Origin of the sequence: Streptomyces sp. NPDC051740 (genome assembly GCF_044453165.1) — a bacterium.
Lineage (GTDB): Bacteria > Actinomycetota > Actinomycetes > Streptomycetales > Streptomycetaceae > Streptomyces > Streptomyces atrovirens.
Genome location: NZ_JBITCL010000012.1, coordinates 205,370 through 222,850 on the forward strand (window position 1 = coordinate 205,370; position 17,481 = coordinate 222,850).

The window sequence follows — 17,481 nt, forward strand, 5'->3', positions numbered from 1 at the left end:
TCGACATTCGTTCACGATGTGACGAACGACACGAACAGGGTGGGACACATGGCAGAGCAGAAGGTGCGCTGGGGGATCCTGGCGACCGGGGGGATCGCCGCGCGGTTCACCGCGGACCTGGCGGACGTGGCGGACGCGGAGGTCGTGGCGGTGGCGTCGCGGTCGGTGGAGTCGGCGAAGGCGTTCGCCGAGCGGTTCGGGATACCGCGGGCGTACGGCGACTGGGAGTCCTTGGCGCTCGACGAGGAGGTCGACGTCGTCTACGTCGCCACTCCGCACACGGCGCACCGCACGGCGGCCGGGCTGATGCTGGAGTCCGGGCGGAACGTGCTGTGCGAGAAGCCGTTCACGCTGAACGTGCGGGAGGCGGAGGAGCTGGTCGCGCTGGCGCGGGACAACGGGCGCTTCCTGATGGAGGCCATGTGGACGTACTGCCATCCGATGGTGCGGCGGCTGAAGGCGCTGGTCGACGACGGCGCGATCGGCGAGGTGCGCCACGTGCAGGCGGACTTCGGCCTCTCGGGTCCGTTCCCGGCGTCGCACCGGCTGCGGGACCCGGCGCTGGGCGGGGGCGCACTGCTGGACCTGGGGGTGTACCCGGTGTCGTTCGCGCAGCTGCTGCTCGGGGAGCCGTCGGACGTCACGGCGCGAGCGATGCTCTCGGAGGAGGGCGTCGATCTCCAGACGGGGGCACTGCTCTCGTGGGAGAGCGGTGCTCTCGCTTCGGTGCACTGCTCCATCGTGGGCGGTACGGCGACCTACGCCTCGATCACCGGTTCGCAGGGCCGCATCGACATTCCGTCCGGCTTCTTCTTCCCGGAGCGGTTCGTGCTGCACCGGGACGGCCGTGACGCCGAGGAGTTCACGGCCGACCCGGTCGACGGCCCCCGCGACAGCCTCCGGCACGAGGCCGTCGAGGTGATGCGGGCCCTGCGGGCCGGCGAGACCGAGTCCCCGCTGGTCCCGCTCGACGGCACCCTCGCGGTGATGCGGACGCTCGACGCGATCCGGGACCGCGTCGGCGTCCGCTACCCCGGCGAGACCCGCTGAGCGGCACCCGCCACCCGGCAGCCGGGGTCCGGGCGGACCGCCCGGACCCCGGCTCGCCCCGCGGGCCGGGCTCCGGGCGCCTCCGGCGAACGGACCCCACAGGACCCCACAGGACCTCACAGGACCCCACACGAGCGAAATTTCAACTTCCGCACCCCTGCGGCCGGTGGCGGACTCATGCTCAACTCCTCCACACCAAAACTTCACATGTGGAGCAGAGGGCTTCCGCAGGCCATATCCAGGGGGAGGCGGCAGCCGTTCCACGCCACCGGGTCGGGGGTGGACCCGCGCGGGACCGCGGGTACGCGCCGGTGGGTGCAACGGCTGCCGCGTGAACCGGCCGACCGCCACCCCCACCACCCCACAGCCGCTCCCCCTACCGGCCGAGGATCCGCTCGACCTCGGCCATCTGCTCGCCGTTCAGCGCCCCCTTCCGAAGCGCCCCCGCGTTCTCCTCCGCCTGGGCGACCGACCGGAAACCGGGGATCGGCACCGTGCGCGGGCTGCGGGCCCACAGCCAGGCGAGGGCGCCCTGGGCGAGGGTGCGGCCGTCGCTGGTGAGGATGTCCCGGAGCGCGTCGACGCGCGCGAGCCACTCCGGGTCGGCGCCGGACCCGGCCCCGAAACCCCGTAGCCAGGCCGGCGGCCGGCTGCGGATGTCCCCCTCCTGCAACGGCGGCCGCCCGGCCTGCTTCCCGGTGAGCAGGCCCATGGCGAGCGGACTGCGGTTGACGGAGGCGAGGTCCGCCTCCTCGCACAGCCGGAGCATCTCGGGCGCGTCCGTGAGCACGTTGAGCGCGTGCTGTACGGCGGCGCAGTGCGGCCCCTTCGCGAACACGGCGGCGCGGGCCGGGTCGTCGGTGCTCCAGGCGTAGGCCCGGATCAGCCCCTCCGCCACCAACTCCTCGCAGGCGTCCCGCAGTCGGGCCGCTCGGTCAAGATCGGCGTCGGCGAGGTGGAGCTGGTAGAGGTCGACGCGGTCGGTGCCGAGACGACGCAGTGAAGCGGTCAGGGCACGGCGGAGGTGCTCCGGGGAGTCGTCGCTCGCGGTGAGGGTGCGGGTGTCCGGGTCGAAGACGTTGCCCCACTTGGTGGCGACGACGACCTCGTCCCGGCGCCGCCCGAGGGCCCGCCCGAGGACGTACTCGCTGTGTCCGGTCCCGTAGACGTCGGCGGTGTCGAAGAAGGTGACGCCCAGGTCGAGTGCGCGCCGGATCGCCCGCACCGACTCCTCGTCGTCGACCCTGCCCCACCCCAGGGGCTGTCCGGTGGCGTCCTGCCACTCACCGCCGATCGCCCAGCAGCCGAACCCGACGGCGCTGACCCCGATACCGCTGCGTCCCAGTGTCCGTGTGGTCTCCATGTCCGGGAAGGCTAGGAGTTGGAGCGCGCGCGAAGGCAAGCCGTCACCCGGCGCCGGGGCCTGTCAGTGCCCTGTGCCAGGCTCGACCCTCATGAGCGACCACCTGCCCCCGCCCCCTCCCCAGGCCGCCGACCTCTGGGACTCCATCGACGACCTGTGCGGCTGGCTGGACGCGAACCGTCCGGCCGACGGCCGGGAGGGCCTGCTGCTGCGGATCCTCAAACTGTCCGAGGAGGTCGGCGAGGTCGCCGAGGCGGTGATCGGGGTGACCGGCCAGAACCCGCGCAAGGGCACCACGCACACCTGGGACGACGTCCGGTCGGAGCTGTGCGACGTCGCCGTCACTGCTCTGATCGCCCTGCGCACCCTCACCCCCGACGCCCGCGAGGTCTTCACCGACCACCTGGCCCGGGTCACACGGCGCTCGTTGGGCGCCTGACGCCGACACCGGACGACCTGACGGTGCGGCCCGTCGACTGATCGGCCCAGTGACCGCGCCGCGCCACCCGATGTGACTTAGCGTGAATACTTGTCACATTATGCGTTCACCTCGGGAGGCGACACATGCGGCACATACGCCGCCGCGGTCTGGCTCTGCCCCTCATCAGCGGCCTGGCGGCCGTCTCGATGCTGTGGGCCACGAGTCAGGCGGCGGCCACGGAGGACCCGGCCCAGCGACACCGGCCGGCCGGGCACGCGAAGGACCGGACGACGCACCACGAGACCCACACCGTGGCGAGCGGGAACACCCTGTGGGAGATCGCCGAGGACCATTACGGCGACGGAACGGCATGGTGGGCCCTCTTCGGGGCCAACGCCGAGACGATCGGGAAGACCGCCCGGGACCACGGGCACGACGGCGGCGACATCGGCGACATCGGCCACTGGATCTTCCCCGGGACCGAGTTGGCCCTCCCGGACCCCGCCGCGATGAAGACCAACGCGCAGGCCGTCCAGGAAGCCCTGGAGCACGTCCTGACGCAGCATCCGCGACTGCTCGGCAGCACACTCTGTCCCGAAGCGCAGGCACCCGAGGACATCGGCGAGTGCTTCCTCGGACTGCTCGACCAGGCACCCCTGCTGCTGGACCGGCTCGACTTCCTGGAGGAGGTCTCCAGCGGCGGCCTCCTCGAACTGGTCGAGCCCCTCATCGCCTGCGTCATGGAAGGGGAGGACCCCGCCGCCTGCCTGACGGAGGCGCTCGCGGACCTGCCTGCCACGGGGTGACGCACTTCGTCGGGTCGCCTCCGTCGCGGTGACCCGACGAAGCCGATCAGTCGGCGGTACCGGTGGCGTCGCGCAGGGCGTGCAGGAGCACGGGCAGGGAGCTGCGGAACTCCCGTACCCAGTACGGCGGGTCGTGCGTGCCGGAGTAGAAGTGCGTCGTCACCGGGGTTCCGACGGACTCCAGGCGTGCGGCCAGGGCACGGGACTCGCGCTCCATGATCGTTTCGGTGGGTGAGACGGCGTCGTCGGGGAACGGGTCGGACGGGTCCTCAAGGCCGGGGACCTCCGGGTCGGGCTGCGTGCCCGGCGGGTCGAGCACGCCCACCCTGCCGTCGCCGCTGGAGAGATATACGGGAGTGTCGCGCAGCCGGTCGGCCAGGTGGTACGGGTCGTGGGCCTCCCAGTTCACGCGCTGGGCGACCGGGTCTCCCCACAGCGCCTTCCAGTCCAGGCCCAGGAAGGTCATCGCGGCCCGGACCGCGTGCGGATGCTGCAGGGGGTGGACGTAACCGCTGTAGCTCGCCACCGCCCGGAACAGCCCGGGGTGGCGGCCGGCGTAGGAGAGTCCGCCGAACCCGCCCTGCGACTCGCCCGCGGCCACGCGGCGGACGCCGGCGCCGTAGTGACGCTCCAGGAGGGGGCGCACCTCCCGGAGGTGGAAGGTCTCCACGGCGGGCGGGCCGCCCCGGCCGTCGTTGTACCAGTCGCTGTAGAAGCCGAACAGCGGCATCTCGGGCATCACCACGAGCACGTCCCGGAGTTCGGGCAGCTCCTGGAGGCGGGCGTCGTAGTCCTCCGTCCAGGCCTTGTGGTTGCCGTCACCGCCGACCAGGAGGTAGAGCACCGGCCAGCTCCGGTCCGGCCGCCGGTCCTCCCAGCCGTCCGGGGTCAGCAGCCGGACCTTCGCGGTGCGCCCCAGGGCGGGCGAGTCGACCGTGAGGTCGACCAGGCGCTCACCGACGTCCTCCTCGGCGACGACCCGGGCACCGTGGCGCGACGCCGGGACATCCCCGCCGGCGTACGCCACGGAACCCTCCGCGGGCAGCAGGAAACCCGAGATCACCAGGGGAAGCAGCAGTCGCAGCCGCAGCCGCGCAGAGCGCCAGGACATCCGACCTCCGTCACGTAGGGGACGTCAGCATTTTTACCCATTCGAACCTTTTGCGCACGGACAGTGATCCCGTGGCGCACCTGCCGTCGGCCGTCGCCCTTCGGGAGCGGGACTCCGGATGGATGCCTGGACGGTCCTGGGCCCCTTCCGGAACGTGGGCCCGCCGCGGGTCGCCGGACGTGGCGGAGCCCGGGAGTCGTATCCAGCTCCCGGGCCCCTGGGGATGCCACCCAATTGCGCACGCCGGCGGCGTTTAAGAGGACGGATCAGTCATCATGCCGTCGTGTTCTTCCTTTGAACTACCGCGCCGTGCAAGAGGCGCAGGCGAGAGTCGAACTCGCATCCGACGGCGTTCGTCCGTCCCCGGTCGATCCGGCGATCGGCGGCGATGCTGAGACTGGAGCGAGAGTCTGAGATTGACCGCGGCTGCCTCTGCCATGTTGGGCCACCCCGGCCCGGTGTCGGGCTGTTGTGCCGGGGGAAGGACTCGAACCTTCACTGTCACCGCTTCTTCAGGCTGAACTTCAGTGTCAGCTTGCGCTCCTCACGCGGGCCGGTCCTCATGTCCGGCCCGCGCTGTCGCGCACCCCCGCGCTCGCACGCGGGGGCGATCGTGGTGGCCACCTCGGCCGGCGTCAGCCGAACAGGTAGCCGAACACCGCGTCGCCGACCCGCTTGTCGGTGACCTCGGCGCCGTTGGCCTCCTCGCGGGCGAACTTCACGGCCTGCTGGAGCTTCTCGATCCGCTCCGCCAGCTCGTTCACCCGCCGCGCCGGAAGGGCGCCGGAGAACTTCACGGTGGTCCAGTACCCGATGGGCACGTCCTCGTAGTACACCTCGACCTGCGCCGGGTGCTTCTCGGTGGCCTCCGCCTTGACGTGGTTGCGCGGGACCTTCTTCGTACGGATCGTGCGGACCGGGTCGGTCTTCCACCAGTCCGTGGACGGGTCGTGGGACCAGGACTCGGCGGCGTCGAGGGTGGGCAGCTTCTTGACGAAGGTGTGCAGGTCGGTGAGCTGCTTCTCCAGGAAGAGCAGGTGGCCGACCGGGACGTCGGCGACGATCGTCCGCCCGTCGACGGTGACGTCCGCGCGGGCCGTGCAGTTCGCCCAGTCCTTCGTCGCGGTCACGTCGAACAGCCGCGTCAGCGAGGCGGCCATCTCCCGCAGTACGTCCTCGCCCTGCACCTGCACCCGGGTCGACTCGGGCGGCAGCTGCTCGCCCTCCTCGTCCTTCGGCTGGTACGTGCGCGAGATGCCGGCCAGCAGCGCCGGCTTCTGCACCTTGTGGTGCGCCGCGGTGATGTCCTGGAGCGACTTGCTCTTGACACCCTTCTCGACCGCGATGATCTGGTTCAACTTCGCCACGTCGGGCCCCCCTTCGAACAGGCAGAAACGTATCCCACCGGCTCGAACGCCCGCACTCCCTTTTTGTCGCCGCGGCGCCCCGGACATGCCTGTGCTCTGGGGCTCACCTCGAAGCCACAGGGCACACCTCTCCTACCGGCGCACGGCTGCACGGTCCCGGACGTGGCCCAGCGCCGCGTGCGCGGCCTGGTGCCCGACCTGTGTGCTGAGGAGGCAGTCGAGCTCGGCGAGGACCAGGGGGCTCACCACCAGGTGGGAGGCGTCCGCGACGGCCCTACGGTAGGCCGCGTGCTCGGGAGCGTCCGCGTCGAACAGGGAGAACAGACCCGAGGTGTCGGCGATCAACACGGTCATGCGCCGAACCCCTCCAGGTAGGAGCCGCGCCCCTCGGACCAGTCGATCCTGGAGCCGCTGCGGAACACGGGGATGTCGTCGTCGTCACCCATCGGGTCCGTGGGGTGATCGGGTACGGGATCCTCCGTGACCGGCGACAGTATGGCGACCGGCCGCCCGTTCTTGGTCACCGTGATCCGCTCGCCGCGCTCGGCCGCGGCAAGGATCCTCGAGGCGTTCTGGTTGAAGTCTCGCGCGGTCGTCTCCATGTACTACACGGTAGTACGCAGCTGCGGGCAGGCATCGGGAAGCGCGTACTCCGTCCAGACCGCCTTGTCGGGACCGTCCGGCCGTGGGTGCCAGTCCCAGCGGGTGGCGAGCGTTGCGACGAGGAGGAGGCCCCGGCCCGTTTCGTCGACGACCAGGACCTCGGGCCGGGAGTCGCCCGGCCGGGGCTGGACCCGTTCGCCCAGGGTGTCGTTGACCTCGACGCGGACGGTGGTGGAGCGGGGTCCGGTGGGGAGGAGCGCGAGGCGGAAGTGGAAGTCACGGCCGGGGACGTTGCCGTGCAGCACGGCGTTCGCCGTCGACTCGGCAACTCGGCGACTCGGCGACGATCAGCACGATCGCGTCGTGGTCGTTCGTGCCGTACGGAATGCCCCAGGCGTCCAGGCGGACGGCCACCAGGTGGCGGGCGAGGCGGGCTCCACGCGGTGTGGAAGTGAAGCGCATCTCGAAAGTGGGGGTCACCGGCGCGAGTTCTGTTGGAGTGGCGCTCAAGTGAGCGGTGCGGGTGGGGAGTCGGTCGGGGATAGTGGGGCCGGCAGGGGTGTTCGTCATGCCGATCACGGTCCCTCCGGTGGCGCAGAGTGACCAGCGGTGACGCGCCGACGCGATCCACTGTATGCACCGTGCCGGCGCGCGTAGGTGACGTGCGGCCCGACGCCGTCCCGACAGGCGCGTCGGGCGGCCGAGATGCGTGCCGCCCACGCGCACTTCCAGGCACGGCCGGACGCCGATGCCCCCGCAGGCCGCTGGACTCCGCCCGGGCCGGCGACCGTGAACGCCTGACCACCACACCGCCCCTGACACGCCTGTGCCCTGTGGCTTCTCTCGGAGCCACAGGGCACAGCAGCAAGGCGACGACTCAGCCGATCCGGTCGGCGGCGAACCCGATGAACGCGGCCCACGTCTCCGAACGGACCGCCAGACCAGGGCGGTTGGTGTCCTTCGAGTCCCGTACGTGCACGGTGTGCGGGCGGGTGGCCACCTCTACGCACGCTCCGCCCTCTTCACTGCTGTAGCTGCTCTTGCGCCAGGCCAGGGGATGGTCGGGCAACGCGCTGTAACGGGCGTTCATAGCTCTCCGTAAGTTGTTAGGTGGCCCGGGAGGGCCGGGTTTGGCTGATAGCTCTCTGCCGTGTTGTGGCTCGCTGGGAGTGGCCGCCCGGCTCTCCGGGGCGCCCTGGCTGCTGATTGAGATGTGCGCGCCTTGTGCGGTCGCTGTTTACGGAGACGACAGCGGGGTGTTCCTCGGGCCGACGACACGCTGTGCGGAACGAGGAGGGGCAAGTGAGCAAGCGGAAGGCCCAGGTGTGGGCCGGTGTCGATGCCGGTAAAGGCCACCACTGGGCGGCTGTGGTCGACGAGACCGGCGCGACGCTTTGGTCGAAGCAGGTCGACAACGACGAGTCGGCCATCCTGACCGCACTCGGTGAAATTCTGGAGCTGGCGGACCAGGTCCACTGGGCTGTGGACATCTCCGGCACGTCCTCCGCGCTGCTGCTGGCGCTTCTCGCGGCCCACGGCCAGCGGGCCGTCTACGTCCCCGGCCGCACCGTCAACCGCATGTCGGGCGCCTACCGGGGCGAGGCGAAGACCGATGCCCGTGACGCCTACGTCATCGCCGAGACCTCCCGCCAGCGACGGGACTTCGCCACCATCGACGTGCCCGCCCAGTTGGCCGCCGACCTCGCGCTGCTGACCGCCCACCGGTCGGATCTGGTGGCCGACCGAGTACGGATGATCAACCGCCTCCGCGACGTACTGACCGGCGTCTTCCCCGCCCTGGAAAGGGCCTTCGACTACAGCTCGCACAAGGGCACGCTGGTCCTGCTCACCGGATACCAGACGCCGGCCGCCATCCGGCGACGCGGTCGGGCCCGGCTCACCGCCTGGCTGGCCAACCGCACTGTCCGGGGCGCCGACACGGTCGCGGTCACCGCTCTCGAAGCGGCACAGGCTCAGCAGACCTCCCTGCCCGGCGAGGACGTCGCCGCGCAGATCGTGGCTGATCTGGCGACGCAGATCCTGGCCCTGGACGACCGGTTGAAGCGGGTCGACAAACAGATCCGTGAGACCTTCCGCGGCCATCCGCAGGCCGAGATCATCGAGTCCCTGCCCGGCATGGGACCGATACTCGGTGCCGAGTTCGTCGTCGCGGCAGGCGACCTGACGACCTACGCGGACGCCGGCCACCTGGCCTCGGCTGCCGGCCTGGTGCCCGTCCCGCGCGACTCCGGACGGCGCACCCCGGCAACCTGCACCGTCCCAAGCGCTACAGCCGCCGTCTGCGCCGGGTGTTCTACATGTCCGCACAGACCAGCATCATCCGCGACGGGCCGAACCGGGACTTCTACCTCAAGAAGCGCGGCGAGGGCTGCAAGCACGTCCAGGCCGTCATCGCCCTGGCTCGTCGGAGAGCCAGCGTTTTGTGGGCACTGCTGCGCGACAACCGGGTGTTCACCCCCACCCAACCCGTCCCGCAAACGGCTTGACACCGTCATTGAGACTCCCAACAGCTTCTCGATGTAGGCCAGCGACTCCTGGGGGCTGAGAGCCTGGGCGCGAAGAGTGCCGTACTTCGTTTCCAGTCTTCGGACGAGGTGGTGTTCCGCGTGGACGTGACTCACGTTCTGCACCTCGACGTACGCGATCCTGCGCCCCTCCTGAGTATCGAACAGCATGAAGGGGCCAGCAAGGCCCGCGTTCTGCTCCCGGCTCAACGGCAACACCTGGAGTTCGACCGTGCGTTTCTGGCCGGTAAGGAGCAGTTGCTCCAACTGCCCACGCAGCACGCCGCGCCCTCCGATCGGTCTCCGAAGTACCGACTCATCCATGATGAAGCTGACCAACGGCGTCGGCCGCCTGCCGAAGATCCGTTGCCTCGCCAGACGCGCAGCCACCCTCTGCTCGATGACTGCGTCCTCCAAGGGCGGGCGCATGGTCGAGAACACCGCTCGCGCATACTCCTCGGTCTGCAACAGCCCGTTCATGACCTGTGCGTCATAGGCGGACAACGCCAGGGCCTCTGATTCCAGCCGAGCCGCGTCCCGGAAGAACGCCGGGTACTGCGCCCGCGCGACCTCCTCCTTCATCTCCTGGAGAACCCCGCCCGCGTCCAGCAGTTCGTCCGCCAGGTCGATGAACCTCGGCGGAGGAATCCGCCGCCCCTGCTCGTACGACGCGATGGTCGACGCCGAATACCCCGTCCGCGCACCGACCTCCGACCGCTCCAGCCCCACCCGCAGCCGAAACCGCTTCATCTGCCGCCCGAACACCCGCAGGATCCCCGTCCCCGGCTCAGGAGAAGCCACCTCCGGCCCTCCCTCCCCGGCCATCGTCTCCTCCGGCTCACTCACCAGCTCGCTCATCGCCCGCTCACCTCCGGTCGGCCTCTCACCTGGCGTCAACGCTAGAGCTCGGCCCCCGGGGGAACCGGTGAACGACCACGGTTCACCAGATCGAGTGCCCGGCCTGCGGCCACGTGATGGTCTGCCCCTCGCGGGTTACGCAGACTTCGAACTCTTCGAGGCCGGGGGCGCCGGCCTCGCGCCAGCGGGTGACCTGTTCTTCCACGTCGTCCCAGAGGCGGGCCGGTCCGCCCTGCCGGACCAGCCACTGCCCGGAATCCTCGTGGAGCGCGGCCCATGCGCCGGTGTCCACGTCGAGAAGCACATGCTCGGTCCGTCCGTCGCGGTCCAGGCTGATGCACTGGGCGCGGGGGGCCGCGAGTTGGGCGACGAAGCGCGTGTTCCAGTCGTCCAGGACGTCGGTCGCGAGACGCGCGGGACGCTCATGCCCGCTGTCGAGGTCCGGGAGCATGCCGAGTGGGGGCGGGAGCTGGGGGCGGGCGAGCATGAAGGAGATCTGGCCGCCGAGGAACCGCCCACGGGCGGTGCCGTCCTCGCCGACGGTGAGGCGGGCGAGCTCGGAGGAGTACAGCCAGCCGCACAGGGTGGCGAGGATGATGCCACCGGGCCGGGTCTGCCGGACCCAGGCGTACGGCAGGTCGATCACACCGCAGGTCGCGACGGTGCGGTCGTAGGGGGCGGTCTCCTCGTGACCGGCGAGGCCGTCGCCGACGACCAGTTCGGGGAAGAAGCCGCAGGCGCCGAGTGCCACGCCGGTGGCCGCGGACACCTCCCGGTCGACCTCCACGGAGGTCACGCGGTCCTCGCCGAGCCGGTGGCACAGCAGCCCCGTGGAGTATCCGGATCCGATCTCCTGCACCCGGTTCCCGTCCTCCACCGAGAGGTCTTCGAGCATCCGCACCACGAGGGACGGCATGGTGCGCGAAGACGTCGGTGTACGCGTGATCTCGCCGCGGACATCGCGCGGCGCGACGGTGCCGGCGATCTGGGTCACCAGGGAGTCGTCGTCGTAGCAGCGCTCCAGCCACCGCGGATCGTCCGGCAGGACCGGCCGCCATGCGGTCGGGGCGGAGCCTTCCACCGGCTCGAAGAACCCGTCTCTCAGGAACTCGTGCCGGGGGACGGTCTCGACCGCCGCCCGCCAGGGCGCGGTGCGCAGGTGTCCCCCGGCGACGAGCCGTTCGGCGAGCCGAAGGCGTAGGGCCTCGTCATCGGTCACGTCGTCCTCCTTTCCAGCAGGTCGGCCATGGCCGCGACCATGGGCAGGCCCGTTTCCGGTTCCAGCCACGCCCACTGCCCGGACGGGTTGCACTCCAGGAACCACCATTGCCCCTCGCGTCCGATGGCGAAGTCGAAGCAGCCGAAGACCAGTCCGAAGTGCGCGAGGTAGCGGAGCATCGCGGTGGTCAGGCCGGGCGGGGGCTGTACGGGGGTGTAGGTGAGCCGGTCGTAGTCGGTGCGCCAGTCCAGCAGGTCCGAGTCGATCCGGACGCTGAACGCGCGGTCCCCGATGACGGTCACCCGTGCGTCCGCGACCTTGTCCACGCGCTGCTGGAACAGGTGGGCCGTTCCGGAGACCTCGTCGTCGATCTCGTCGGCCGCCACTTCGGCCACCTTCACCGTGCACGAGACACCGTCCACGTTCCGGTACAGGGGCGCGGACAGCGGCTTGTAGATCACCGGGCCGTGGGTCCTGACGAAGGCACGGGCCGCGGTGGGATCGGACGTGAGGAGTGTCGGCGGGAGCAGGAAGCCCGCGACAGCCGCGGTGGCCAGGCCGGAGGGCTTGAACTCGGCGTCGCCGATGCGGTGTGGATGGTTCACGTACAGACAGCCCGGCAGGGAGGCCAGGACGCCTCCGAGGCCGTAGCGGGCCTGGGTGACGGCGAAGCGGGCCGTCTGCTCGTCCAGGTGAGGGAAGACGAAGCCGGAGGGACGGCGGTAGTACAGCGATCGCACTCGCCCCAGCTCGGTGGTACGCGAGGGCGTGGAAAGGCTGCCGCTGACGCCCTCGCCGGTGATGGTGGCCGCGAACGACAAGGTGGCGGGGAAGTCCCCGGAGTCGAACCGCACGACCGGGACACCCCGGCCGTGCAGCTCGTCGATCACCAGGTCGGTCGTGGGGTCGTCCAGGTTGGTGACGACCAGAACCGGACCGGTGGAGGTCACTGGTCGTTGTCGTTCCCGGTGTCCTGGTCCCCGCCCCCGCTGCCACCGGGTCCGGAACCGTCTGACGGGTTCCCCGTGTTGGTGGGCGGGTTCGTGCCGGTACTGGTGCCGTGGCCCGGCATCATGACCGGCTTTCCGGCCGCGTCGAAGTAGCGGGCGGTCTGTGTCGCCGGGTCCAGTTCGGTGCGGGCGTAGCCGGGGGCGAACGCCGGGTAGGGGGCCATGCGCCGCAGTCCCCACGGCGCGGGAGCGAAGGCGCCGGACGGCAGCGGCGTTCCCATCGGGAGGCGGTCGGAGTGGACGAACACGGGTGACTCCTTCTTTTCGGGTTCCCCTGGTGCACAGGTCGGTCCGTCCAACTCCCCCGCCTCACCGAGGGGCACGGACCACCCCGCCTACACACGCCGCCCGAACGCGTACAACACCTCTGGTCGGCCTCTCACCCGACGTCGACGCCGGGTGTGTCACAGGTGGAAGGTCAAGGGGACCTCCAGCTCACAGACGCCTGGAGCGAGCATCTCCGTCGCCTCCTTCGGGCCGCGGACCGTCCCTGGACGCCGAGTCCGGTCGCGGCCTCCTCCTGGTGACCGCCCTCGCCGACCGCTGGGGCGTCGAGCCGTACCCGCCCGGCGGCAAGACGGTCTGGGCGCAGACCGGCGGCCTCCAGTCATAGGACCAGCCCTGTTCGACACCCTGGGCAGGCAGGCCCGCAGACCGTCCTCCGCTCCGCTTCCCGGGTGTTTCTCGCCTCGTACACAGGCCCGGCGCGGTGCACCAGCGAGGGGTCGAGATGGTCCTCGCGCCCCTCTCCCCTCGCGGACGGCACCTACGAGGGACGGTTTCCGGCCAATGACCGCGTACCGGGCCGGTCGGTGCCCCGGTCACCCTGTTGTAGTTGATAGTTGATCAATAACCTTGCCTGGTACACGAAATGACGAGCGCAGGGAGCTCCATGTCCACCGCCCAGCAGGTGCCCGACATCCTCTCGCCCGAGTTCGCGGCCGACCCCTATCCCGCCTACCGGGTGATGCGGGAGACCGCCCCCCTCATCTGGCACGAGGCGACGAAGAGCTACATCGTCTCGCGCTACGAGGACGTGGAGCGCGTCTTCAAGGACAAGGCCGGGGAGTTCACCACCGACAACTACGCCTGGCAGCTCGAACCCGTGCACGGCAAGACGATCCTGCAGCTCAGCGGGCGGGAGCACGCCGTGCGCCGGGCCCTCGTCGCGCCCGCCTTCCGCGGCGGCGACCTGGAGCGGAAGTTCCTGCCGGTCATCGAACGCAACTCCCGCGAGCTGATCGACGGTTTCCGGCACACCGGCTCCGCCGACCTGGTCGCCGACTACGCCACCCGCTTCCCGGTCAACGTCATCGCCGACATGCTGGGCCTGGACAAGGCCGACCACCCCCGCTTCCACCGCTGGTACACGGCCGTCATCGCCTTCCTCGGGAACCTGTCGGGCGACGCCGGGGTGACGGCGGCCGGCGAGCGGACCCGGGTGGAGTTCGCCGAGTACATGCTGCCGATCATCCGGGAGCGCCGCGAGAACCCGGGCGACGACCTGCTGTCCGTGCTGTGCGCCGCCGAGGTCGACGGGGTGCGGATGAGCGACGAGGACGTCAAGGCGTTCTGCAGCCTGCTGCTCGCCGCGGGCGGCGAGACCACCGACAAGGCCATCGCCGGCATCTTCGCGAACCTGCTGCGCCACCCCGACCAGCTCGCCGCCGTCCGCGCGGACCGCTCGCTGATCCCGCGCGCCTTCGCCGAGACCCTGCGGTTCACCCCGCCCGTCCACATGATCATGCGGCAGTCGGCGACGGAGGTGGAGCTCGGCGGCGGCACCGTGCCCGCGGGCGCCACCGTCACCTGTCTGATAGGCGCCGCCAACCGCGACGAGAGGCGTTACGCCGATCCCGACCGCTTCGACGTCTTCCGCGACGACCTGACCACCACGACGGCCTTCTCCGCCGCCGCAGACCACCTCGCGTTCGCGCTCGGCCGGCACTTCTGCGTCGGCGCGCTGCTGGCCAAGGCGGAGGTGGAGATCGGCGTCGGCCAGCTCCTCGACGCCATGCCCGACGTGCGTCTCGCCGACGGGTTCGAGCCGGCCGAGCAGGGCGTGTTCACCCGCGGACCGCAGAGCCTGCCGGTGCGGTTCACTCCCGTGAAGGGCTGACCCCCACGGGTGGGCCGCACGGGCGCGGGCCGTGCCGGTGCGGGCAGTGCCGGGCCGCGCTGGTTACGGCCGGTACGAGCCGGCCCGCTCCATGCCAGACCGGTACCGGCCGATACGGGTCAGACCGTGCCGGTGCGGGCCGTGCCAGGCCGTGCCGGTACGGGCCTGCCGCCGTACCGTTGCCGAGCCGGCCGGTCCGTACCGGCCCGCCCCTTCCCGGTCCCCGGCCCGCCGGTCCGCCGGTCCGCTCCGTGGTCCGGGCCCCGCCGAGGGGCCCGGACACCCGCGCTACCGCACCACCGGCGTGAACCGCACCGGAAGCGACGACAGCCCCCGCATCCAGATCGACGGCCGCCAGGTCAGTTCCTGCGGGTCCACCGCCAGCACCAGGTCGGGCAGCCGTTCCAGCAGCGTCTCGACCGCCGTGCGCGCCATCACGTCCGCCAGCAGCGGGGCCGGGTACGGGCAGCGGTGCTCGCCGTTGCTGAACGACAGGTGCGCGGCGTTCTCCGCGCCCACGTGCCCCTCCGGCCAGATCTGCGGGTCGGTGTTGGCCGCGGCCAGCCCCAGCACCAGGCAGTCGCCGGCCCGGATCTGCCGGCCGCCCAGCTGGACGTCCCGTACCGCCCACCGCCCGATGAAGTTCTGCGTCGGCGTGTCCAGCCACAGCACCTCGTTGAGCGCCTCGCCCACGCTGAGCCGGCCGCCCGAGACGTTCACGGCGAACCGCTCGTCCGTCAGCAGCAGGCGCAGCGTGTTGCAGATCCAGTTCGCCGTCGGCTGCTGCGCCGCCGCGATCACGGAGATCAGGTCCTGGACGACCTCCTCGTCCGTCAGACCGGCCGGGTGGGTCAGCATGCGCGAGGTGATGTCCGGGCCGGGAGCGGCCCGCTTGTCCTTCACCAGCTGCCGCAGCCGCTCGCCCACGCGCCCGTACGCCGCCACCGGGTCGTCGCCCTCCCCCGCGTCCAGGGAGATCCGCAGGTCGTCGACGAGCCGGCGGGTGTCCTCGCCCGAGGTCGGCATCCCGCACAGCTGCACCACGGTGCGCATCGGCAGGGCGTGCGCGTAGTCGGCCATCAGCTCCGCCTGGCCGCTGCCGGCGAACCGGGCGATGAGGTCGTCGGCGATCAGCAGGCAGTCGTGGGACAGCTCGAACTGGTCGACCCCCTCCAGCGCCTCGGTGATCACCCCGGCCCGCCGCCGGTGCTCCTCGCCCTCGGTGAACAGCACCGACGGCTGGTACCCGACGAAGGGCAGCAGCGGCCAGTCCTGCGGGATGTTCTCCCACTGGTTCCAGCGCCGCGAGTCCCGTGCGAACAGCTCGTCGTGGCCGGTCACGTAGGTGAGTTCGGAGTAGCCCAGCACCAGCCAGGCCGGGATGCCGCCGTCGAGCACCACGGGCGCGACGGGGCCGTGCTCCCTGCGCAGCGCGCGGTAGAGCTGTGACGGCGTCTGCTGGTACTCGAGCCCCGTCAGGCTCACCGCGCCGGCGTGGGCGGGACACCCCGGGGGCGCCGGGGATGCCGGGTGCGCGTAGGGGCCGCCTGGGTCGGTCACAGTGTCGCCTCCTCGGCGATGGCCATGGCGTGGAGGTGGTTCACGAGGGTGATCAGCACGTCCTTGCCGGAGTGCCGAACCCGTGCGTCGCAGTCGACCATCGGCACGTGGGCGGGCAGGGCGAGCGCCTGGCGGATCTCGTCCAGGGAGTACCGGTCGGCGTCGTCGTCGAAGCGGTTCACGGCCACCACGAAGGGGGTGCGGTGGTGCTCCAGCCGGTCGATCGCGTACCAGGAGTCGTCCATCCGGCGCGTGTCCACGAGCACCACGGCGCCCAGTGTTCCCGAGAACAGCCGGTCCCACAGGAACCAGAAGCGCTCCTGGCCGGGCGCCCCGAACAGGTACAGCACCATGCGGTCGTTGAGGCTGATCCGCCCGAAGTCGAACGCGACCGTCGTGGTGGTCTTCGACGTCACGGCACTGGTCTCGTCGACGCCCACGCCGGCCTGGGTCATCACCTCCTCGGTGTTGAGCGGCCGGATCTCGCTCACGGAGCGGACCAGGGTCGTCTTGCCGACGCCGAACCCGCCCACGACGACGATCTTCAGACCGGTCTCCGCGGTGTCGTTCAGCGGTGTGCGGTGGGAGGGCAGCTCAGAGGTTGCGGAGCCCATGGAGCACCTCTTGGAGTAGGGCGGAATCAGGCAGGGAGGCGACGGACGGCGCCGCGCGCGGATGGCGGGCGGTGATGCGGCCCGTGTCCAGCAGGTCGCCGAGCAGGATCCGCACCACCATGACCGGCAACCCGAGCTCCGCGGCGATCTCGACGACGGCGATGGGGTGCCGGCACAGCTCCAGGATCCGGGCGTGCTCCGACTGCATCCCCGGCACCGGCCCGCTCTCGCTGACGATGAGGGTGACCAGGTCGAAGGACTCGTCGGCGCGGCTCCGTCCACCGGTGACGGTGTAGAGCCGGTCCGGATCACCCGTGTCGACGGGTTTGCGCGTCACGACGTGCCGCTCCCCCTGGCCTGGCCCCGCGGCTCGGCCCGCAGGTGCTCGCCGAGCTGCTCGACCAGCTCCGTCATCTGGTGGCCGATCACTCCGGGATCGGCGTCCTCCCCGGCGACGACGGCGAGGTGCGCCCCCTCGCCGGCCTCCACGATGAACAGCAGGCCGCCGTGGAACTCGGTCATCGACTGCCGGACGCCGCCGGTGCCGTCGCCGAACTCCATGGAGGCCCCTTGGGCGAGGGCCTGGATGCCGGAGCAGATCGCCGACAGCTGGTCGGCCCGGTCGAGCGTCAGGTGCTCGCTCCAGCAGAGTTTCAGGCCGTCCCGGGACAGGACCAGGGCGTGACGTGCGCCGGGGGTCTGTTCCAGGAGGCCCTGCAGGAGCCAGGTGAGGCTGTTGTCGGTGGTCTGCATGGTGGGTGATGGGACGGTGGTGCCCGGCTGACCGGCCACCGGCCCGTTCCTCCTATCTCACGAGCTCGAGCGGGAAGGGGCGCCGTCGCCCCGGACTCCGTA

20 protein-coding genes and 2 pseudogenes are annotated in these 17,481 nt (G+C 71.0%); 5 read left to right on the forward strand and 17 right to left on the reverse strand.

Annotation, left to right across the window (positions count from 1 at the left end; genetic code table 11):
- The first annotated feature begins 48 nt into the window (after positions 1 to 48).
- A complete protein-coding gene (locus ACIA6T_RS21655; protein WP_399448094.1) occupies positions 49 to 1,050 on the forward strand; it encodes a Gfo/Idh/MocA family protein in 1,002 nt (333 codons plus the stop codon).
- Between the two features lie 376 nt (positions 1,051 to 1,426).
- On the opposite strand, the gene ACIA6T_RS21660 is transcribed toward ACIA6T_RS21655, so the two are convergent.
- Entirely contained in the window at positions 1,427 to 2,413 is a 987-nt protein-coding gene (locus ACIA6T_RS21660) for an aldo/keto reductase (RefSeq protein WP_399448095.1), read from the reverse strand.
- A 91-nt stretch (positions 2,414 to 2,504) separates the two neighbouring features.
- Here ACIA6T_RS21660 and ACIA6T_RS21665 point away from each other — a divergent pair, with 91 nt between their 5' ends.
- Both ACIA6T_RS21665 and ACIA6T_RS21670 read left to right on the forward strand, forming a co-directional pair.
- Positions 2,505 to 2,852, forward strand: coding sequence for a MazG-like family protein (locus ACIA6T_RS21665; protein WP_399448096.1), 348 nt, complete (start codon positions 2,505 to 2,507; stop codon positions 2,850 to 2,852).
- A gap of 125 nt (positions 2,853 to 2,977) precedes the next feature.
- Positions 2,978 to 3,640: a LysM peptidoglycan-binding domain-containing protein gene (locus ACIA6T_RS21670; protein WP_399448097.1), complete on the forward strand. Its 663-nt coding sequence runs from the start codon at positions 2,978 to 2,980 to the stop codon at positions 3,638 to 3,640.
- A gap of 46 nt (positions 3,641 to 3,686) precedes the next feature.
- Here the strand turns inward: ACIA6T_RS21670 and ACIA6T_RS21675 are convergent, their stop codons facing one another.
- The 8 genes from ACIA6T_RS21675 to ACIA6T_RS21710 all read right to left on the reverse strand — a co-directional run bounded on the left by ACIA6T_RS21675 (position 3,687) and on the right by ACIA6T_RS21710 (position 7,811).
- Complete coding sequence (locus ACIA6T_RS21675) at positions 3,687 to 4,751, reverse strand: alpha/beta hydrolase (protein WP_399448098.1); 1,065 nt, start codon at positions 4,749 to 4,751, stop codon at positions 3,687 to 3,689.
- Between the two features lie 501 nt (positions 4,752 to 5,252).
- Complete coding sequence (locus ACIA6T_RS21680) at positions 5,253 to 5,375, reverse strand: hypothetical protein (RefSeq protein ID WP_399448099.1); 123 nt, start codon at positions 5,373 to 5,375, stop codon at positions 5,253 to 5,255.
- Between the two features lie 11 nt (positions 5,376 to 5,386).
- Positions 5,387 to 6,118, reverse strand: a complete 732-nt coding sequence (locus ACIA6T_RS21685) for a hypothetical protein (RefSeq protein WP_399448100.1) — start codon at positions 6,116 to 6,118, stop codon at positions 5,387 to 5,389.
- A 132-nt stretch (positions 6,119 to 6,250) separates the two neighbouring features.
- Positions 6,251 to 6,472 carry a PIN domain-containing protein gene (locus tag ACIA6T_RS21690; RefSeq protein WP_399448101.1) on the reverse strand — a complete coding sequence of 74 codons (222 nt, stop codon included), beginning with the start codon at positions 6,470 to 6,472 and terminating at the stop codon, positions 6,251 to 6,253.
- Positions 6,469 to 6,720, reverse strand: coding sequence for a type II toxin-antitoxin system Phd/YefM family antitoxin (locus ACIA6T_RS21695; RefSeq protein WP_399448102.1), 252 nt, complete (start codon positions 6,718 to 6,720; stop codon positions 6,469 to 6,471). Before ACIA6T_RS21695 ends, ACIA6T_RS21690 begins: the two co-directional genes overlap by 4 nt.
- Before the next feature lie 3 nt (positions 6,721 to 6,723).
- Positions 6,724 to 7,026, reverse strand: coding sequence for an ATP-binding protein (locus tag ACIA6T_RS21700; RefSeq protein ID WP_399448103.1), 303 nt, complete (start codon positions 7,024 to 7,026; stop codon positions 6,724 to 6,726).
- Positions 6,998 to 7,183, reverse strand: coding sequence for a hypothetical protein (locus tag ACIA6T_RS21705; protein WP_399448104.1), 186 nt, complete (start codon positions 7,181 to 7,183; stop codon positions 6,998 to 7,000). The genes ACIA6T_RS21700 and ACIA6T_RS21705 overlap by 29 nt, the downstream gene beginning before the upstream one ends.
- A 415-nt stretch (positions 7,184 to 7,598) precedes the next feature.
- Positions 7,599 to 7,811, reverse strand: coding sequence for a DUF397 domain-containing protein (locus tag ACIA6T_RS21710; RefSeq protein WP_399448105.1), 213 nt, complete (start codon positions 7,809 to 7,811; stop codon positions 7,599 to 7,601).
- A 212-nt stretch (positions 7,812 to 8,023) separates the two neighbouring features.
- Here ACIA6T_RS21710 and ACIA6T_RS21715 point away from each other — a divergent pair.
- Positions 8,024 to 9,228, forward strand: a pseudogene (locus tag ACIA6T_RS21715) (IS110 family transposase).
- A 15-nt stretch (positions 9,229 to 9,243) separates the two neighbouring features.
- On the opposite strand, the pseudogene ACIA6T_RS21720 reads toward ACIA6T_RS21715, so the two are convergent.
- From ACIA6T_RS21720 to tgmA, 4 genes and pseudogenes are all read right to left on the reverse strand, one after another.
- A pseudogene (locus tag ACIA6T_RS21720) lies at positions 9,244 to 10,104 on the reverse strand (helix-turn-helix domain-containing protein); the annotation flags it as partial.
- 82 nt (positions 10,105 to 10,186) lie between these two features.
- Complete coding sequence (tgmC, locus tag ACIA6T_RS21725) at positions 10,187 to 11,323, reverse strand: ATP-grasp peptide maturase system methyltransferase (protein ID WP_399448106.1); 1,137 nt, start codon at positions 11,321 to 11,323, stop codon at positions 10,187 to 10,189.
- Positions 11,320 to 12,273 carry an ATP-grasp ribosomal peptide maturase gene (tgmB, locus tag ACIA6T_RS21730; RefSeq protein WP_399448107.1) on the reverse strand — a complete coding sequence of 318 codons (954 nt, stop codon included), beginning with the start codon at positions 12,271 to 12,273 and terminating at the stop codon, positions 11,320 to 11,322. The genes tgmC and tgmB overlap by 4 nt, the downstream gene beginning before the upstream one ends.
- Complete coding sequence (gene tgmA / locus ACIA6T_RS21735) at positions 12,270 to 12,581, reverse strand: putative ATP-grasp-modified RiPP (RefSeq protein ID WP_399448108.1); 312 nt, start codon at positions 12,579 to 12,581, stop codon at positions 12,270 to 12,272. Before tgmA ends, tgmB begins: the two co-directional genes overlap by 4 nt.
- Positions 12,582 to 13,225: 644 nt before the next feature.
- On the opposite strand from tgmA, the gene ACIA6T_RS21740 reads away from it, so the two are divergent.
- Positions 13,226 to 14,452 (forward strand): cytochrome P450, encoded by a 1,227-nt coding sequence (locus ACIA6T_RS21740; RefSeq protein ID WP_399448109.1) that lies wholly within the window; start codon positions 13,226 to 13,228, stop codon positions 14,450 to 14,452.
- Between the two features lie 288 nt (positions 14,453 to 14,740).
- Here ACIA6T_RS21740 and ACIA6T_RS21745 read toward each other — a convergent pair whose 3' ends face one another.
- Genes ACIA6T_RS21745 through ACIA6T_RS21760 form a run of 4 tightly spaced genes read right to left on the reverse strand, consistent with a single transcriptional unit; the run spans position 14,741 to position 17,379 of the window.
- Complete coding sequence (locus ACIA6T_RS21745; RefSeq protein WP_399448110.1) at positions 14,741 to 16,012, reverse strand: cytochrome P450; 1,272 nt, start codon at positions 16,010 to 16,012, stop codon at positions 14,741 to 14,743.
- Positions 16,009 to 16,626: a GTP-binding protein gene (locus ACIA6T_RS21750; RefSeq protein ID WP_399448111.1), complete on the reverse strand. Its 618-nt coding sequence runs from the start codon at positions 16,624 to 16,626 to the stop codon at positions 16,009 to 16,011. Before ACIA6T_RS21750 ends, ACIA6T_RS21745 begins: the two co-directional genes overlap by 4 nt.
- A complete protein-coding gene (locus ACIA6T_RS21755; protein ID WP_399448112.1) occupies positions 16,607 to 16,963 on the reverse strand; it encodes a DUF742 domain-containing protein in 357 nt (118 codons plus the stop codon). The genes ACIA6T_RS21750 and ACIA6T_RS21755 overlap by 20 nt, the downstream gene beginning before the upstream one ends.
- Positions 16,960 to 17,379: a roadblock/LC7 domain-containing protein gene (locus tag ACIA6T_RS21760; RefSeq protein WP_399448113.1), complete on the reverse strand. Its 420-nt coding sequence runs from the start codon at positions 17,377 to 17,379 to the stop codon at positions 16,960 to 16,962. The genes ACIA6T_RS21755 and ACIA6T_RS21760 overlap by 4 nt, the downstream gene beginning before the upstream one ends.
- Positions 17,380 to 17,481 lie beyond the last annotated feature (102 nt).

Excerpts from the sequence above, each read along its gene's own strand:
- ACIA6T_RS21695 (WP_399448102.1), bottom strand. The coding sequence starts at position 6,720 with ATGGAGACGACCGCGCGAGACTTCAACCAGAACGCCTCGAGGATCCTT.
- ACIA6T_RS21690 (WP_399448101.1), bottom strand. The coding sequence starts at position 6,472 with ATGACCGTGTTGATCGCCGACACCTCGGGTCTGTTCTCCCTGTTCGAC.
- ACIA6T_RS21710 (WP_399448105.1), bottom strand. The coding sequence starts at position 7,811 with ATGAACGCCCGTTACAGCGCGTTGCCCGACCATCCCCTGGCCTGGCGC.
- ACIA6T_RS21760 (WP_399448113.1), bottom strand. The coding sequence starts at position 17,379 with ATGCAGACCACCGACAACAGCCTCACCTGGCTCCTGCAGGGCCTCCTG.
- ACIA6T_RS21655 (WP_399448094.1), top strand. The coding sequence starts at position 49 with ATGGCAGAGCAGAAGGTGCGCTGGGGGATCCTGGCGACCGGGGGGATC.
- ACIA6T_RS21665 (WP_399448096.1), top strand. The coding sequence starts at position 2,505 with ATGAGCGACCACCTGCCCCCGCCCCCTCCCCAGGCCGCCGACCTCTGG.
- ACIA6T_RS21750 (WP_399448111.1), bottom strand. The coding sequence starts at position 16,626 with ATGGGCTCCGCAACCTCTGAGCTGCCCTCCCACCGCACACCGCTGAAC.
- ACIA6T_RS21705 (WP_399448104.1), bottom strand. The coding sequence starts at position 7,183 with ATGCGCTTCACTTCCACACCGCGTGGAGCCCGCCTCGCCCGCCACCTG.
- ACIA6T_RS21675 (WP_399448098.1), bottom strand. The coding sequence starts at position 4,751 with ATGTCCTGGCGCTCTGCGCGGCTGCGGCTGCGACTGCTGCTTCCCCTG.
- ACIA6T_RS21740 (WP_399448109.1), top strand. The coding sequence starts at position 13,226 with ATGTCCACCGCCCAGCAGGTGCCCGACATCCTCTCGCCCGAGTTCGCG.
- ACIA6T_RS21670 (WP_399448097.1), top strand. The coding sequence starts at position 2,978 with ATGCGGCACATACGCCGCCGCGGTCTGGCTCTGCCCCTCATCAGCGGC.
- ACIA6T_RS21660 (WP_399448095.1), bottom strand. The coding sequence starts at position 2,413 with ATGGAGACCACACGGACACTGGGACGCAGCGGTATCGGGGTCAGCGCC.